This is a genomic window from Arthrobacter sp. 05L417 (assembly GCF_056397865.1).
Genome location: NZ_JBFTOG010000003.1, coordinates 239,716 through 257,630 on the forward strand (window position 1 = coordinate 239,716; position 17,915 = coordinate 257,630).

9 protein-coding genes are annotated in these 17,915 nt (G+C 63.0%); all 9 read left to right on the plus strand.

Annotated elements, in window-relative coordinates; genetic code table 11:
- Positions 1 to 93 precede the first annotated feature (93 nt).
- Positions 94 to 666: a 50S ribosomal protein L25/general stress protein Ctc gene (locus AC1DJW_RS04480; protein ID WP_284752518.1), complete on the plus strand. Its 573-nt coding sequence runs from the start codon at positions 94 to 96 to the stop codon at positions 664 to 666.
- 120 nt (positions 667 to 786) lie between these two features.
- A complete protein-coding gene (gene pth, locus AC1DJW_RS04485; protein ID WP_269993268.1) occupies positions 787 to 1,371 on the plus strand; it encodes an aminoacyl-tRNA hydrolase in 585 nt (194 codons plus the stop codon).
- 392 nt (positions 1,372 to 1,763) lie between these two features.
- Positions 1,764 to 4,328: a helix-turn-helix transcriptional regulator gene (locus AC1DJW_RS04490; protein WP_476900819.1), complete on the plus strand. Its 2,565-nt coding sequence runs from the start codon at positions 1,764 to 1,766 to the stop codon at positions 4,326 to 4,328.
- Positions 4,306 to 7,065, plus strand: a complete 2,760-nt coding sequence (locus tag AC1DJW_RS04495) for a LuxR C-terminal-related transcriptional regulator (RefSeq protein ID WP_390279657.1) — start codon at positions 4,306 to 4,308, stop codon at positions 7,063 to 7,065. The genes AC1DJW_RS04490 and AC1DJW_RS04495 overlap by 23 nt, the downstream gene beginning before the upstream one ends.
- Before the next feature lie 212 nt (positions 7,066 to 7,277).
- Positions 7,278 to 10,061, plus strand: coding sequence for a LuxR C-terminal-related transcriptional regulator (locus AC1DJW_RS04500; RefSeq protein ID WP_284752522.1), 2,784 nt, complete (start codon positions 7,278 to 7,280; stop codon positions 10,059 to 10,061).
- The gene (locus AC1DJW_RS04505) at positions 10,058 to 12,739 is read left to right on the plus strand and encodes a helix-turn-helix transcriptional regulator (protein ID WP_459340611.1); all 2,682 of its coding nucleotides are present in this window, start codon (positions 10,058 to 10,060) and stop codon (positions 12,737 to 12,739) included. Before AC1DJW_RS04500 ends, AC1DJW_RS04505 begins: the two co-directional genes overlap by 4 nt.
- Positions 12,740 to 13,221: 482 nt before the next feature.
- Positions 13,222 to 14,604, plus strand: a complete 1,383-nt coding sequence (locus tag AC1DJW_RS04510; protein WP_476900820.1) for a nucleotide sugar dehydrogenase — start codon at positions 13,222 to 13,224, stop codon at positions 14,602 to 14,604.
- Between the two features lie 31 nt (positions 14,605 to 14,635).
- Positions 14,636 to 15,640, plus strand: coding sequence for a dTDP-glucose 4,6-dehydratase (locus AC1DJW_RS04515; protein ID WP_459340609.1), 1,005 nt, complete (start codon positions 14,636 to 14,638; stop codon positions 15,638 to 15,640).
- A gap of 199 nt (positions 15,641 to 15,839) precedes the next feature.
- Entirely contained in the window at positions 15,840 to 17,690 is a 1,851-nt protein-coding gene (locus AC1DJW_RS04520; RefSeq protein WP_476900821.1) for an S-layer homology domain-containing protein, read from the plus strand.
- The last annotated feature ends 225 nt before the right edge of the window (positions 17,691 to 17,915 follow it).

A 17,915-nucleotide genomic window follows, 5' to 3' on the forward strand; every position in this document is an offset into this window, starting at 1 on the left:
ATTCCGTCGGGCGTGGAAGGTCACCACAGACCTCCGCCCTTGCTGATCGACTTGCCGGCAATTCGCCGGCGCCACAGTAATCAAGGAGTACACATGTCTGAGCAGAAGCTCGCAGCAGAACTGCGCACCGAATTCGGCAAGGGTTTCGCCCGCCGCGCCCGCGCAGCCGGCCAGATCCCCGCCGTCATCTACGGTCACGGCGCTGAGCCCATCCACATCAACCTGCCCGGCCGCGCCACCACCCTGGCCGTCCGCGTTTCCAACGCCCTGCTGGCCCTGGACGTCAACGGCGAAGAGCACCTGGCCCTCGTGAAGGACATCCAGCGCGACCCGATCAAGCAGATCATCGAGCACATCGACCTCCTGACCGTCCGCAAGGGCGAGAAGGTCACCGTTGACGTGGCCGTCCACGTTATCGGTGAAGCTGCCATTGGCGCAGTCGCCAACCAGGAAGCCACCACGGTTTCCCTCGAAGCCGAAGCCACGCACCTGCCGACCTTCGTCGAGATCAGCATCGAAGGCCGCAAGGCCGGCGAGCACGTCCACGCTTCGGACATCGTCCTGCCGAGCGGTTCGGAACTGCTCACCGATCCCGAGACCCTCATCATCAACATCTCGGAGGCCACTTCGGAGGCCGAGGAAGAAGCAGCTCCTGCCGCCGAGTAGTTTTTCGGTTTATTAGTCGTTCCGACTAATTGCGGCATGAGCCTTTGCGAGTGGCCGGGTCCCTGAGGGGTCCCGGCCACTTCTTTTCATTCCACACTCTTGATTCCCTAGGATGACTCCATGACAGACACCTGGCTGATCGTAGGCCTTGGCAATCCCGGCGCTGAGTACAGCCACAACCGCCACAATGTCGGCCAGATGGTCCTGGACGAACTTGCCTCACGCATGGGCGGAAGCTTCAAGGCCCACAAGGCCCGGGCCCAGGTGGTCGAGGGCAGGCTCGGGATCGGTGGCCCGCGCGTGGTGCTGGCTAAACCGATGAGCTATATGAACGTGTCCGGGGGACCCGTCTCCGGCTTGGCCAGGTTCTTCGACATCGCTCCCGATCACGTCATTGCCGTCCACGATGAAATTGATATTCCGTTCAATACTGTCAAGTTGAAGATCGGCGGCGGAGAAGGTGGGCATAACGGCCTGCGGGATATTTCCAAGGCTTTGGCTACAAAGGACTACTTGCGGGTTCGCGTGGGCGTCGGCAGGCCGCCGGGGAGGATGGACACCGCGGATTACGTCCTCAGGGATTTTGGAGCCTCCGAGAAGAAGGAGCTTCCATTCCTCCTGGATGAAGCTGCCGATGCTGTCGAAGTATTGATGACTGAAGGTTTGCTCGCCGCCCAGCAGAAGTTCCACCCGGTCAAGGCCTGACCCCACTGCCTCCCTAACCTCGCTTCGCTCGGCCAGGGAACCCGAGCAGCGTGGGCCTGCCGTGCACTCAATTCAGTGGTTAACAAGTACCCTGATGGTTCGTCGTCTGGCTAATTGATTCGGGCGGATCGCTATGATACTTTGCAAATCACTGCTGGGGGTGAAGAGGAAATTCTAAAGCAAACGACCCGCTGAACGTCACGTCCGCCAGAGCTGCGAAGGTAGCGTGATCTAAATTGCGAGCAACACCGGAATCTGAAATAGGGCGACCCGCAACGGAGCGGCAAGCACTAGGCGCTGCTGAACGTCGAAAATGGTCGTCGCTTGTCCGGCAGGATCTTCAGAACACGGTTATTGAAGCGCTCGGCGAGCCGTCTTTGTATGGAGTGGTGGTGGTTGGCGCGCCGGGCGTCGGCAAAGCGACTTTTGCCCGTTCGGTTGAAGCCCGGCTCACTCCAAAGACCCACGTCCTCCACCTCCACGGCTCCACGGACGCCAACTCTCCGTTTGGGGCGTTGGCCCATCTTGTCGCGAGGCTTCCAGCAGATGCTGCAGATTCCCCTGGCGCGACCATCTATGGCATATCGCACTTGATAAGTGCGGACGCCGCGGGACGCGAAGTGCTGTTGGTCCTGTCGGAACTTCCTGCTTTGGACAGTATGAGCACGGCACTTCTGGTGCACTTGTTAATTAGCGGGACCGCGAAAGTCCTCGTCACCGTCCGCCAAGCGACGGATATGCCGGAAGACCTGATCAGGTTGTTGAAGGACGGCCTCCTGGAAGAAGTTCAGCTTCAGGTTTTTTCCCGCTCGGAAGTTGCCAAATTGCTGACCGGCGTCCTTGGAAAACGGGTGACCGCAACCGCGGCAAGTGCATTGCACGCGTCCAGCGGTGGAAACCCCTTGGTGCTCCAAGCCATCGTCACCGAGCAGCTCCGCTCAGGCAACCTGCATCTGGCCGGGCAGGTTTGGGCGATGAAAGGCGAAATCCACCTTTCATCCGCGGAAGTCCTGACCGACCTGGTCCGTTCCCGCCTTTCCCGGGAGAGCCCTGCCGTCCAGGAAGCGCTGGAGCTACTTGCCCTCATTCGAACGGCCCCGCTCGCCGTGCTGTTGGACGTCCTCGAACCTGAAGTGGTTGCGGAGATGGAGTGGTCCGGCTACCTCCGCATCGAACCGTCCGGCTCCCGCCGGGTGGCGCTGCGCGACGAGTACATGGGCGAGGTCATTCGAGGCTGGATGGACTTGCCACGGCGGAATGAACTGCGGCGGCTTGCCGCCGGGGTGATTGGCAGCATTTCCCGGGACCTGGATGCGGAGGCCCTCCTGGGCTTTGCTTCTTCGACGCTAAACGTCCGCGAAACCCTTGAACCCGGGGTGGCCTTGGCGGCTGCGACGGCAGCGAACAGGCAATTCGATCCTTGGTTCGCCTTGGAATGCGCCCGGCAGATCGGGCGCGAGGACAAAGAATGGGTGGCTGCGGCCCAGCAACGCTGCGTTTCCCACGTCATTCTGGCCGAGCACGAGGCTGCGGTGGCCGCTTTGAAGGATGTGACTCCCGAGCAGCTCCGGCGCCTCCCGGCGTACGACTATGCGGACTACGTCCAGGAGCTCTGCAGTGCGCTGTTGTGGATTCCAGGCGGGCACCTCCAGATACCAGACCTCATCGCCCAGGCCCAGGAGGATCTTTCCCGCCGATCGCAGGAAGTCGGAGCGGATGCCACGGAAATTGAACGGGCCTGCGGGATGCTCAGGCTTGCGAGTTTCGAGCTCCAGGTCCATCAGGGCGAGTATGCCGAAGTTGCCGAGGCCTTGGAGCAGGAGTACCGGGATGGCAATGATCTTCAACAAAGGTTGAGCTGCGGGAGCCTGCTGACCATGGCCTGGGCAGTGCTTGGGCGGGAAATGGAAGCCATCGAGCTGGCGCGCGAGTTGAAGCACAAGATACAGCGCGCAAAGGCGCGGCCGCGCTTGCACAACTGGTTGTCCGAAGGCTTGTTTGCCGCACTCCTCTGCAGCGGACAGTGGGAAGAACTAGCCCGGATGCTGACGGCGACCCTCGATCAGCAACCAAAGAACATCCACTACCTTGGCGGAGCCGCCGAACTTGCCTTGGGCGTTTCCTACACCTATGCGGGACGGGCTGCGGTGGCCATCGACACCCTGCTGGGGGCCCAGGCGCAACTGGAGATCAGACGCAACTACTATGGACCCGCGCTGGCCTACTCGGCGCTTGCCTTTGCCTATGCGCAGGCCGGCGACGTGAAGGAATCCCGGACGTTTCTCGAACTGGCGGAAAAGGGACAAGGGGAGACAGCATGGTTCCCCGCATGGATGGCCGAATTCTGCGTCAAGATGGCACGACGCTGGTTGAAGGATCCCGGGGCGAAGCAAAGCCTCATCGAGTCGGCCAACCGGGACTTGGCGAAAGGACGGATCACCACGGCATCCATCAGCCTCTTCGGCGCCACCGTCCACGGTACCGAGGAGGAGTTGCTGCTCCTGGAGCAGGTCTCCTCCCGCCGCCAAGGCAAGATGGCCGCAGTGAACCGGATGGTGGCCGAGGGAAGCCGCAAGAAGGACCCGAAGACCCTGCTTCTTGCCGCTTCAGTTGCCCAGGAACTGAAGTTGGACGCGGTGGAGTCGCGCTGTGCCGTCCTGGCCCTGGACATCGCCCGGGAAGCCGGCGATTCGGCGTCCGCCAGGCTTGCCCAGCAACGGCTGGACCGCCTGGTCGGTACCGTGCCTGTATTGCCCCTGACACCGCATACTTTCGGACCCGAACTGACGGAAAGGGAGCGTCAGGTTGCAAAGATGGCCAGTCAAGGGTTGAGTAACAAAGAGGTAGCCAACCAGTTGCAAGTTTCCGTCCGCACAGTCGAAGGCCACCTGTACCAAATCTTCACGAAAATGGGAATCTCATCGAGGAGCGAGCTTGAAGGAACCGCGCAGTCATGACAACGCTGCGGCGGTGCATGGTCATGTCGGAGAAAGCGGTACGAGGCCGGCTGAACCGTGGCTCGACTATGGGCATTTGCTTCCCGGAATTACCGCTGCGGTGCGTGCCGACGATTGTTCGGCCGTCTTCATCGTGGGCGATTCCGGTCTCGGCGCGTCATCTCTCCTGGCACAGCTGGGCAGTGTCTTCGGCGGGGACCTTGCGGTAGTCCCGATTCACGGGAGTCCTTCACTGACCGCTGTCCCATATGGGGTACTCGCTCCGTTTCTTGCCCATCTTTCGCTTGCCGACATATCCTCCCGGGTCGCTGTGCTCCGCTCACTTTGGGATCACCTCGAAAGCATCCGCGTAGGTACCGGGCCGGCTTTGCTGCTGGTCGACGACGCGCACTACCTGGACGATGCCACGTGCGCGATGCTGACGGAGCTTGTCCAGGCGGGTTGGGCCAAAATCGTGGCCGCATGCGTTCCGCGGCCGGGAGTTCCCGGGCCGCTCTTGCGCTTGTGGCACGAGGGAACTGCCGAGTGGTTTGACCTGGAGCCCCTGACGGCAGAGCAAGGCCACGAATTGTGCGAGGCATTGCTGGGCGGAATCGTCCTGAACAGCACGAGCCATGGGTTCTGGACAGAGGCAGGGGGAAACACCCTTCTGCTCAAGACCCTTGTCCGCGAAGCCGAGAGCTCGGGGACCCTCGTCCAGAGGCACGGTGTGTGGCTCAAAACGGCTGCAGCACCGGTCCACACGGTGAAGCTCGAGGCGGTTGTCAAACTTCAGCTGATGCGCATTTCGGCCGCTGGCAGGGAAGCCTTGAGCTTGATTGCATTGGCGGAGCCGGTGGACGAGACCCTGATTAACGTTGTGGCCGGAGAAGCGGCCGTCCAGGAGTTGGTGGACCAGCATTTGATCAAGCCCGGAGGCAATGGGTTGCCAACCCTGCGGCTCGTCAATCCGGTCTACGGCGAGGTGCTTCGTAGCATCGTCCCGGCCGCACAGAGCCTCCAACTGCATCGGCAGCTGATCTCACGGATGGATGTTCTGGAGGACAATCCGGATTCCTTGCTGCGGATGGTGACATGGTCTCTTGACTGCGGAGCGGACGTGCCCGATCGTCTCTTGATCCGGGCCGCGGTCCTTTCGGCAAGGCTCCTGCAGAGCGAGACGGCGCTGCGCATGGCGGCTGCGGTGCGGGACACGCAGTGGCAATCGATTGCCCAGGCGGTTATGGCCCGCTCCTACTTCAATCTTGGCCGCCGGGAGGAGGCCGCGGCAGTCCTGGCCCAGGAAACAGTGGATACCGACGCCGGACCCTCCCACGTAGTATCCGGCAGCCTCCTTCGCGCGGCTACGCGTGCCGCCGTCGGGCAGCCTGCTTCCTTGATCCGGTCAGAAGCCGAGGTCCTCCGCGAGTGGGGAGAACAGCAGCCAGGCCTGCAGGGCCAGCGGACGCCGGCGGCGAAAGCCGCGGTGCCGCTCGCAGCCGCCCTCATCGGGCTGCTTGCCGGCTCCGTGGACGGCGACTACGAGAGGATGGGCCCTGAACTGGAGCGCGTGCTTCTTCAGTCGGGAACCGTGGAAGGTTCCTCGGCGCCGCTATTCAGGGCCTTGGCGCTGGCCCTGAAGGCAGAGATGTTCTGCGCTCTCGGCTTGGGACGCCAGGCAAAGCTGCTGGTGCTGGAGGCTGCCGCCCTCGCGCAGCCCCAGGAGAACGACGTCTTCTTCGTCCCTGAGTTCATCTCTGCGCGCCTCGTCATTTGCGCGTTGGCTGTAGGTGACTGGGCCGACGCACAAAAGCTGCTCGACAGGTACTACGAATCGTCCGGCGTCTCGATGGCGTCCTTCGGCGGGGCGGCCTACGTGGTGGCCGGGTACATTGACATCAGGCAGGGAAAATCCGCCGACGCCTTGCCGTTGCTGACTGCGGGACTTGAAGCCCTGAGGGACAGCGACCCGCAGAATCTCTTCGGGCTGTGTGCTGCCATGGCTTTCTATGCCGCAGCGGGCGCAGGGTTGCCTGAAGCCGAACGGTTCCGGGCGGACTACAAGTCCTGGGGACAACACAGCACCCACCTTCTCGCGGCACAGGCAAGCAGCTTTTTCGAGGCCGCAGTTGAACTCCTCAACGCTGACGGCTCCGGCGTGGAGGCGTTGCACCTCAACGCGGACAACGCAGCGAAGGAAAACGCCACCTACCTTGAACTTCATGCCCTGGAGCTTGCGCTTGGCCTGGGAGACACCAGCAGGCTGGACCGGTTTTGTGAAACCGCGGCCGCAACGGAGGGCGAATGGGCGCATGCGCTCGCTGAATACGGGCTCGCGCTCAAATTCGGAGGGGCCGCCCGGTATCTGTCCGCAGGAGAGAAGCTGCAGGCGGCCACCGCCTACCACCTGGCCGCGAAGGCTTATGGTTTGGCGCTGGGAGCAGCGGATCGCGGCCAGACCAAAGAGCTCAGCGCGGTTGCCCGCGCAGGGCTGGCCCGTTGCAACGAAGAACTCGGTCAGGGCAGCGAGGAGGCACAGAACGAGTCCGTGGTTCCGAGGCTGACCCGGAGGGAATGGGACATCGTCAACCTCGCGGTCCAGGGCCTCAGCGACCGCCAGATTGCAGATACGCTCCTTATCTCGGTCCGGACCGTCGAAGGGCATCTCTACAGGTGCTATTCGAAGTTGGGGATCACCGGCAGGGACGAACTTGCCGGAGCTGCCGCCGTCGCACAGGGGGCGTCGGGCACAGGCTGAAGCCGGAAACGGCCGCAGGGCAGTAGTAGTGCACTCTCGATTCGAACAAGTCCCACTGCCAGCGACGAGTACCCGCAAACCGGGGCAGGGGTACTCACACCCGCATACGAGTATCCGGCGGTATGAAAGTCGAGTACTCACTACTGGTGTGGGCCTGACGGCTAGCTGGTTAATTGGGGGGTGTCACCACTCGATCACTGGGGGTCTCGCTCATGTTGACAGCAGGCAGTGCATCTACGGTCCATGCCGTTCGGTCCGGGGGATCCCGGTACCAGGCATTCGACGCATCCTCGGCTTCATCCGCACCTGACGGAACCGAGGGCAAGCCGGCGATTTCGACGGCCTGGCCGCCGATTGGACCTAGAGCCGCTGTTGAGGACATCGCCCTTGCGTTGGCAGCATCCAAAGGCGGGGTGCTCGTCACGGGTCCGTCGGGCAGCGGCAAGAGCTACTTGACTACTCGGGCGGTCAACGAACTACGCGGAAACTCATTCGTCGTCGTCATCCGCGGCAGCGCAGCATTGGCGAGATCACCGTACGGCGCCCTCAATATCCTTTTGAGCGATCTTGACCCCGGATACCTGGCCCATCCCGTCCTGGTGCTGTCGGCGCTCACCAACTTGCTCCGTGAACGCGCCGAGGGAAAGCCGGTGTACCTGGTCATTGAAAACGCGGCCGAGCTTGACGAGTTGGCGGCTATGACAGTGGCCCAACTCGCGAGGAACGGCACCGCACAGCTTGTCCTCACCTGCACGGACCCGCAGCGGCTCTGCGGCGAGATCACACGGCTTTGCGGCGATGGGTTCTTGCACCGGATTGACCTCAAACCACTGACTTTCCAGGAATCGCATGCCTGGCTCGAGGCCGGGCTGGGGGCACAAGTCTCTCCTTCCGGTGCCCATGCCCTGTGGACCGCCAGCGGGGGAAACCCGCACTACCTCAAGATGCTCGCGGCGGAGCTCGCCGAATCCGGTTCGCTTCTGAAAAGCGATGGTGTCTGGGTCCTGACATCCCGGAACGAACTGCACGGCAGGGCAATCACCGATCTCATCACCACGCGGCTTGGGCGGATGGGCGGCGGTGAGCGCAAAGTCCTGGAGATCCTTTCACTGGCCAGGGCGGTGCCCCTGGAATCCCTGCTGGCGCTCGCTTCGGCGGACGATGTGGATTCCCTTGAGAAAAGGAGCGTCCTCGTCGTCGACGATTCGCTGCCCAGGATGGCCCGCCTCCAAAGCCAGCTCGTGGGAGACGTGGTCCGGGCGAACGTTCCCCCCGGCCGTAGCAACGAACTACGGGGCCTGCTCCTTGAGTCGATGGATCCGGGCCTCGGCCAACGCTCCATGCTGCTGTCCATGGCCTCTTGGGCATTGGACTGCGGAGCCAAGCTGGGAAGGGAAGAAGCGCTTGAAGCTGCTGCAGTGGCGAATCGGCAACTTGATGCGCGGCTGGCCCTGCGCCTGGTCCGGTCCATTCCAGGCCACTCCACGGTGCCCGGGGCAGTAGCCGAGGAAGCCCGTGCGTTGATGACGCTGGGGGATGCCGCCGGGGCCCGGGACGTGCTGAGGCAACACCAGGACGGATCCGGCGATGAAGCCAGCCTTGCCGAATGGGTCCGGCTCAAGCTGGCCGAGGCCTCGGTCCTTCTGGCCCTTCCCGAAACCACGGCGCAAGCTTGCGAGACGCTGGCACACGTCCGCCGGCGGCTGGAAGACGAAACGATCACGGCGGGTGAAGGTCAGGACATCGCCACGCTTCGGGAGCAACTTGTCCTGGCCGAATCGCAGGCCGCCAGCTATTCGGGTTCCTACGCTGAGATGGCAGCAAGGCTGGAAGAGGTACTTCAAGATTTTGAATCGCACGGCACGGAGTTCCGCCTCCTCGCCGGAAGCTGGCTGTGCGAGGCATGGGCCCTGACGGGACGGCAATCCGAGGCGGCGGACATGGCAGAACAGCTGACGGCTGACTGCCATGACCCCGCTGTTTCGGTCGCCGCGGCCCGGCGCGCCACATCGCGGCTGCGGTTCGCCTTCGTGCTTGCCGGACGGTGGGACAAAGAGGCGGAAATGGTCCAGCCAGGCGATGAGCTCTTGGTCTCCGCGGCCGAGGTATTGCCCACGGCCATCGATCTTCCCAAAGCGATCTTCCGGTGCCTTCAGGGACGGGGCCAAGACGGCTTGGAGGCGCTCATTCCGGTGATTAGCCAGCTGCGGGTCCAGGACAATGAAGGCATGCTGGATGTCGCCTGCACGGCAGCGGCCTACGCCTCCGCCTTGCAAGGCGAGCACGAGCAGGCCCTGCGCTACCTGAAGGAAGCGTCCACCCAGCTGCGCCGGCCGACGTGGCGGAAGGAGCGGACGAAGAGGTATCTCGCGGCGTTGGCCCGGGATCGGATCAACGGCCCGGAGGCCGCCATCGAGGAGCTCCTCCGCTTGGCCGACGCCGACCGGGACGAGGGCGCCCCGGGTCACGAGATCTTTTGCCTCAGTTCGGCCGTCCGGCTTGGCGCGGTCGCAGCTGCTCCACGGCTGTTGGACTCGGCCCTCCGCTGCCAGGGACGATTCGCTGAACTGTGCGTTGCGTACGCACGGGCGACGATATCCGGTAGCGCCGAGCTTCTTCTCGAGGCAGCACGGTTGGCCGAAGACATGCAGAACGACAGGTTCGCCTTCGATATCGCCGAGACCGTGTTGCACCTGGACCAGGTTCAGCTGGACAAGACGGTCCTCAGGAAGGCGCGGCAACTCGCGGAGACGTGCAGGCAGCGCTTGCGCACACCGCAAAGCGGTAACCAAGAGGGATTGAAGTTGACTTCCCGCGAGTTGGAGATCGCCAAGTTGGCGGCGAACCGGGAGAGCAACAAAAGTATTGCCGCGAAGCTCCATGTTTCAGTACGCACGGTGGAGGGGCATCTCTACCAGATCTTCGGCAAGCTGAAAATCGTGGAACGCTCCGAGCTGAGCTTCGCCCTTGGCAACGTCGAAGGTGGTGCGAAATGACTGAGGTGGTTTCGACCGATGCGCTCGTCGGACGATTCAGCGTGATGGCAGCCGTTGTCGACTGCCTTCTCGATGTCAACGGCCCCGGGGTCCTGCTTTTCGGCGACGCGGGCATCGGCAAAACGGCACTGATTAACGAAGTGGTCCATGAATTGGGGCAACGTGTCCGCCCCTTCAGGGTCTTTGCCGGTCCCACCCTGGCCTCCGTGCCGTTTGCCGCCTTGGCGCCGCTGTTGACGGCTTTGACCCCAAGCCAGATCAATGAACCGTTGTCAGTCCTCAGGGCCGTGGTAGCGGCGTTGAACCCGGCAGGCCAGCCCCATCCGGCACCCGCCGTCCTGATCGTGGAGGACGCACACCATATCGATGACAGCAGCGTGGCTGTCCTGGCGCAGTTGGCGGCGGCGGAAGCCGCCAAAGTCGTATTCTTGTGCCGTCCGTATCCTGCGCCGCCGGCCGAGGTTTTCTCGATGTGGTCCGAGGGGCTCGTGGACCGATTCGACTTGCAGCCGCTCAACGAGCAGGAAGTCAACCAGCTTTGCGCCCAGGCCTTGGAAGCGCCCGTCGTCCAGGGCACCAGCGCCGTCCTCTGCAAGTACTCCGGCGGAAACCCGATGTTCCTGCTGGAACTCATCGAGCATGCAAAGTCGCTGGGCCAGTTGGTCTGCCGCAACGACGCCTGGATGCTTTCGGGCGAGCTGCGGGGAACCAGCGTGCGCTTGATGGACCTCGTGCGGAACCAGATCCTGATGCTGGGAGCCGCGCAGCGTGAGACCCTCGAGACCGTGGCATTGGCGGAGCCTGTCCCGCTGAACGTCGTACAACAGGCTTGCGACTCCAGTGCCGTGGATGAACTGCAGGAGCTGCATTTCATCGAGATCGCGTCCGACCCCGTCCGGCACGTCCGGCTGGCGCAGCCGCTGGTTGGCGAAGTGATCCGCCAGCTGGTCCCGACCGCCCACAGCATGACCATCCGGCGGCGCATCGTGGAGCTCATGGGGGCCAAGCCGCAGACCATGGACGGACTGCTGCGCTTCGTCTCCTGGGGTTTGGAATCAGGCACCGAGGTTCCGGACTCCGACATCCTGGAAGCAGCCCAGCTGGCCAACCGCTTGTTCATCCCCAGCTACGTGGAACGGGTAGCCGGCGCGATCAAGGATCCTTCGCTGAGGCTGGCAGCCCAGGTGGAGGTGGCGCGGGCCAAATGGTACCGGGGCGACATCAGGGGATCGGTGTCCTCGCTTGCCGGAGTGGTGGACAGGACAAATGATCCGCGGACGGTCCGGCAGGCATCGATGTTGGCGGCCCAGCTTGCCGGGCGTCAAGGCGTCGGGCCGAACGCCATCAAACAAGCAGCATACGAATGGGAGGCGGCCCTGGCCAGGCTCGCCGAATCCCGTCAGGGGATCGACCCTGGTGAACTGGAACGCGGGAAGCTGGGAAGCAGGCTCCTCTCGCTGGAAGGCCTCCAAGCCGAAGGCCACTACGTCGAGACAGAGCGTGAGCTTCGCCAGATCTGGAAGGAAACGGACGACGACGAGTCCCGCCTCGTGGCGGGCACCCTCCTCGCCGAGGCCCTGGCTGTCACAGGACGCCCGGTTTCCGCCATCCAGATCCTGATGGAAATACAGGAGATGGTTTCCACAAGCGGCGACTGGAGCCTCCAGTACGCAGGAATGGTGATGCGCCGCTACATTCTGGCCTTGCACCAGGCAGGTGAGTTCGGCGTTCTTGAAACGTTCCTCAAGAACCATGTTTCGCAGGCACCGAACTCCCTGATCTATTCAGGCGGGATGCTGCACCTGGCCGCAGGAATGGTGGACCTGCGCAGGGGAGACCTGGGGGTGGCGCTGCCCCGGCTTCGCCAGGCGGTCAGCATGCTGCGGGTCTCCGACATGGGAAGCGACCTGCCCGACGCCGTTGCTGCCGCCGCCTACGCGGCGTCGATCCTGAAACGCCGGGACACGGCCATGACGTACTCAGGCGAGTACGACGCATTGATCCGGGAAGGCGTGCATCCGTCGCTGCTTGCGCAAGGTCATGCGGCCGTAGCGCGAGCCGAACATACCGGATCGCAGACGGCGATTGCGAGACTCATGTCCCTCGCGGATTCCGCGGCCGCGGACGGAGCGATCGGCGCCGAGATCGACATCCTGATGTTGATCCTGAGGCTGGGAGACACGGGTGTGGCGCGTCGGCTGATAGCAGTAGCCGAGGGCAGCGAAGGCCGGACGGCTGAGTTTGCCCTGAGCGTCGGGCTTGCCCTTGCGCACAAGGACGCGGACCGCCTCATTGAGCTGAGTGAATCGGCCGCCAGGGACGGACTGGAGTTGGCCGCAGCTGATTGCGCCGGCCACGCCTTGCGGATCCTGGAAAGCAGGGGTGACAAGGCGCGCCAGCTGGAGGGACAGCGACTCCTCAAGCGCCGCACCGCTGCCCTCGACAAGGCCGGCCCGGCCCTTGAAGGCGGTTCCCCGGATCTCCAGAAGCTGACCCGCCGCGAACAGGAAATTGCAACGCTCGTGCAGTCGGGTTCGAGCAACAAGGACATCGCGCTTAGCCTGGGCTTGTCATTGCGCACCGTTGAAGGTCATCTGTACCGAATGTTTGCCAAGCTTGGCATCAGCCACCGGGAAGATTTGATGAACGGTGCCCACGGCACGCAGGGCCTGGGCTAGCCGCACGCGCGGCTTCCTTGCCCACTGCTTGGGGTGACCGCTTCCCCGAAGCCTCCTTCCGCCGTCGTCCGCTGCAATGAATGGCGCGAGGCCTTAAAGCGAGTACTAAATCGAGTGGTGAAAAGCGCCCGGACGGGTAGTCAATGGCCCCGGAAGGGGCCGCGCATCCAAAGACGGGTATAGCCCACTCGCGCCCGCCCTAGGGGTTCGTTAATACGCTTTTCCTGATGGCAACCGCCACTCATTTGGGGATAAGTGGGTCTCGAGATGAAACGCAGGAAGAATTCTTTGCTCCAGGAAAACCACCCGGTAATCCGGCGAGAAGTCAGCTCCAATGCGACCGGTCTCCCGCTTTCGGCGGGTACCCCCACAATCGAGCCGGCGGCGAGCGGTCATGTGCCCTCTGAGACCAGGGCACATCCCGTTTCGCCGCCGGCTTTCTTTCACACTGGAGACAACAGGCACCGGGAGGTCGACTGACCATGGCACCGAACACGAAGGTAAAGACCCTCAAGGCAGAGCCCAGCGGGAGCTCGCAGTCCTTGCACACGCAGGCCCCAGCTTGGCCGGAGGGCGCGGGAACACGGACAAGCACACAGGACCAGGCCTTTACTTTCGACGTCGCGATCGTGGGCATGGGCTATGTCGGCCTGCCCACGGCCCTGGCCATCAACGCCTCCGGCCGGCGCGTTCTGGGCCTCGACGTGTCCGATGCCCGCCTGGCCGTGATCCGCGAGCAACGGGCAGATCTCCTCGACTCGGACAGGGAGCGGCTCAGCAACGCACTCCTGGACCCGACCTTCATGCTGAGCAGCGATTTGTCGTTGCTTGCCCGCGCGGCGGCGGTGGTTGTGTGCGTTCCCACTCCCGTAGACGAGTACTTGGTCCCGGACCTTGGCATTCTCCGGGCGGCGTGTGCCTCGGTGGTCGATTTCGCCACTACTGGCCAGTTGCTGATGCTGACCTCTACAACGTACGTCGGATCCACCCGCGACCTTCTGGCTTTGCCCCTGGCTGCCAAGGGACTTATTCCGGGCCGCGATGTGTTCGTGGCCTTTTCACCGGAGCGCATCAACCCTGGCGTGGATTCGTTCTCCCACGAAGACGTTCCCCGTGTAGTCGGCGGCGTGACCCCGGCCTGCGGCGAAGTTGCCGAACGGCTTCTGAGCGCCAGCACCAAGCTGGTCCACGTTGTACCGTCGGCGGATGTCGCCGAAATGACCAAGCTGGTGGAGAACACCTTCCGGGCCGTCAATATCGCCTTGGCGAACGAATTCGCCGATATCTGCCACGAACTCAATATGGAGGTCATGGACGTTATCGATGCGGCTTCCACCAAGCCATATGGATTCATGGCGTTCACTCCCGGCCCTGGGGTCGGCGGACACTGCATACCGTGCGACCCCCACTACTTGCTGTGGCAATTGCGCAAGGCCCGCTTGACGGCTCCGGTGATCGAGCAAGCGATGGCAGGGATTGCAGGCAGGCCGCACCAAGTGGTGGAGAAGGCCCGGCGCATCCTGTCGGACCGCAACCACGGTGTTGCCGGTGCCCGCGTCATGGTGCTCGGAGTCGCGTACAAGCCCGATGTCGAAGATCTCCGGGAATCCCCGGCACTGGAGATCATCTCCGCCTTGATCGCCGACGGAGCGGAAGTGGCATTCTCCGATCCTTGGTGCCAGACGGCTCCGGATGGCCACGGCGGGACGCTCGAATCCGAGCAATCGCCTGCTGACTGGGGCGCGGATCTGGTGATCCTGCACACGAGGCACAGCCGGATGGAACTTGACTGGCTGGCCGGAGCATCAGCAGTCCTGGACACGACGTACCGCTTGCCCAAAGCCGACAACGTAACCCGGCTCTAGATCCACCAGGTTTTCGACGGAAGCAGGAGTAATGAAAACAGCAATCACCGGCGGTGCCGGTTTCATAGGAAGCCACCTTGTTGAGCACTTGTTGGCAGCCGGGGACGAAGTCGCCGTGCTGGACAACTTGTCGACCGGACGCTTGGAGAATCTCAAGGGCGTCATCGGCCACAGGAACTTCCATTTCGTCGAGGGCACCATTCTCGACCGGGATGCGGTGGACAGGGTCGTGGCGGGTGCCGACAGGGTCTTCCATCTGGCCGCCGCTGTTGGGGTGAACTTGATTGTCGACCACCCGTTGGAGAGCCTCCGCACGAATATCCATGGCACCGAAGTGGTCCTGGACGCGGTCCTGGAATCAGGTGCCTCGCTCTTGCTGGCGTCCACAAGCGAGATCTACGGCAAGAACACCTCGGACAGCCTCTCGGAGGAAGCGGACCGCATCCTGGGATCCGCGCTCAAATCCCGGTGGACCTACGCTGCGGCCAAGGGCATTGACGAGGCATTTGCCCATGCATACTGGCGCCAATTCGGGTTGCCGGTTGCCATCGTGCGGCTCTTCAACACAGTAGGCCCGCGGCAGACAGGCCGCTATGGAATGGTTGTTCCGCGACTTGTGCGGCAGGCGCTCCTCGGTGAGCCCCTGACGGTATATGGAGACGGCCACCAGACGAGGTGCTTCTCCTACGTGGGCGATATCGTTCCCGCCATCGTCCGCATTTCCGAGGAGCCGCTTGCCTACGGAAATGCCTACAACCTCGGCGGCAGTTACGAGATTTCAATCCTGACGTTGGCCGAAAGGATCGTTGAACTCCTTGGGAGCGGCAGCGCCATCACCTTGGTGCCCTATGAGCAGGCGTACTCGGAAGGCTACGAGGACATGCGCCGGCGGGTTCCGGACAACAGCAAGTCTTTCGGGCTTGTTGGCTTCGAGCCGAAGACCACCTTGGATGAAATCATCCTCAACGTCGCGGCCGACTACAAGCCGGCAAAAGTCCTGGATCCCGCACGTTGGAAGATCACCCTCGCGTCTTGATGCGGGCCAGAACAAGCCGTGCCGACTGAAGCGGCGTCGTTCGACTGAAGTCGTTCAAGTGAAGAAGTACCGTGAAGAGAAAGGCTGAGTGCAAATGAAACGAATCTGGGGGGCGTCTTTGTCTCAACCTCGCCACAGGGCCGAACGCTTGAGCCCCAAGGGAAAGTCGCGTTGGCTCGCAGGCGTTCTGAGCGTCCTGATGTCAACGTCTGTCTTTGGGATAGCGGTACCGGCCGCCCACGCGGCGCCGAACACCATCATTACCCTGACTTTCGACGACGCCAACGCAGATCAGATTCCCGCTGCGGCTATCCTCAAAAGCAACGGGCTCAAGGGCACGTTCTTTACGCCGTCGGGCTTCCTCAACGCTCCGGGCTACATGACAACCCAGGAAGCACTGGCGTTGCAGGCGGACGGAAACGAGATCGGCGGCCACACAGTCACCCACCCGGACCTGGCCCAAATGGGTGCGGACGAGGTCACACGCCAGATCTGCAATGACAGGGTCAATCTCACCAACATGGGATTCACCAACGTCACCAACTTCGCGTACCCCTTCGCTTCCCTGACCCCGGCAGTGGAAACCACCGTCGCCGCCTGCGGATACAACAGCGCCCGCGGGCTCGGTGACCTGGAAAGCAAGGTGCCCGGAAGTGCAGGGCTGGGATTCGCTGAGACCCTTCCTCCCGCCGATCCTTATGACACAAAGGCTCCGGACGAAGTGGACAACACCTGGACCTTGACCGACCTGCAGAACCTGGTCACCAAGGCCGAGCCCGGCGGCGGCTGGGTGCAGGTGACGTTCCACCACATCGGCACCGGTATCGATCCGACGTCAGGAATCGCGGATCCCCTGACGGTTTCCACCGCGCTCTTCACCCAGTATGTACAGTGGCTCGCCGCGGAGAAGGCCGCCGGACGGATCGCCGTCCAGACGGTCCAGGAGACGCTTGGCGGAGCCGTCAAACCCGTTGTCGCCGGGCCGCCCGCACCGCCTCCCGTCACCGCGGGGAACCTCGTCAAGAATGCGAGCATGGAAACCGCTGGGCCGGTAGCTTCGGGACTGCCGCAGTGCTGGGCCCAGGGCAACTACGGCAGCCACACTTCGGCCTTCACCACGGTAACCCCCGGGCATGGAGGCACCACCGGGACCCATGCCGAGCAGCTCGTGATGTCGGCCTATGTCAGCGGGGACGCCAAGCTAGTGCCAACCCTCGACCTGGGCGAGTGCGCGCCAAGTGCGACTCCCGGCCACACCTATGAGATGAAAGCCTGGTATACGTCGACGACGACGACCCAATTCGAACTGTATTACCGCACGGGGCTGGGAACGTGGACGTATTGGACCGCTAGCCCGTATTTCCCTGCGTCGACCGCATGGGCCCACGCTACGTGGACCTCGCCCGCGCTTCCAGCCGGTGCTTCGGCCGTCAGCATGGGCTTGAACCTGCTCGGCAACGGCACCTTGATCACGGACGACTTTGAACTCTATGACAGTGCAGGTATCAAGCACTTCATAGACGTCACTCCTACCACGGCGTTCTATGAGGAAATCAGTTGGCTGTCGAACAACTTGATTTCGCAAGGTTGGCCTGACAACACCTACCGTCCCCTCACGTCAATCACCCGCGAAGCCATGGCAGCGTTCCTCTACCGTTTCTCCGGAAGCCCTGTAGTGCCGGCGAACGCGCCCACGTTCTCCGATGTGCCAGCCGGCGCTCCGTTCTACAACGAGATCCGTTGGCTGGCATCCACAGGCATCACCACGGGGTACCCGGACGGAACCTACCACCCAGGTGAGGCCGTCAGCCGGGCCGCGATGGCAGCGTTCCTCTATCGTCTCAAGGGCCGTCCCTCTGTGCCGGCGAACGCACCAACCTTCTCCGATGTGCCGGCCGGCGCTCCGTTCTACAACGAGATCCGTTGGCTGGCATCCACAGGCATCACTACCGGCTTCCCTGACGGCACGTACAGGCCAACCACCGCAATCAACCGTGACGCCATGGCTGCCTTCTTGTACCGCTACAACATTGATTTCCCGAAGGGTTGACCGCGGCTCGTCCTGAGGGACAGTGGGTGGGATTTCCCAGCAAATTTCCGGTGTTCTCCCGCCCGAGGCCACGTACACTGCGAAAAGCACGTAAGACAGGTCCCAAGGGAGCGAATGGTGAATCCGGCGAAATCGACGGTGAAGCGTTGGAACCGCCCGGCCGTGTGCACTGCATTTTGCGTGGCCCTGCTGACGGCGGCCTGCACCGGACCAGGGCCGGCGCCG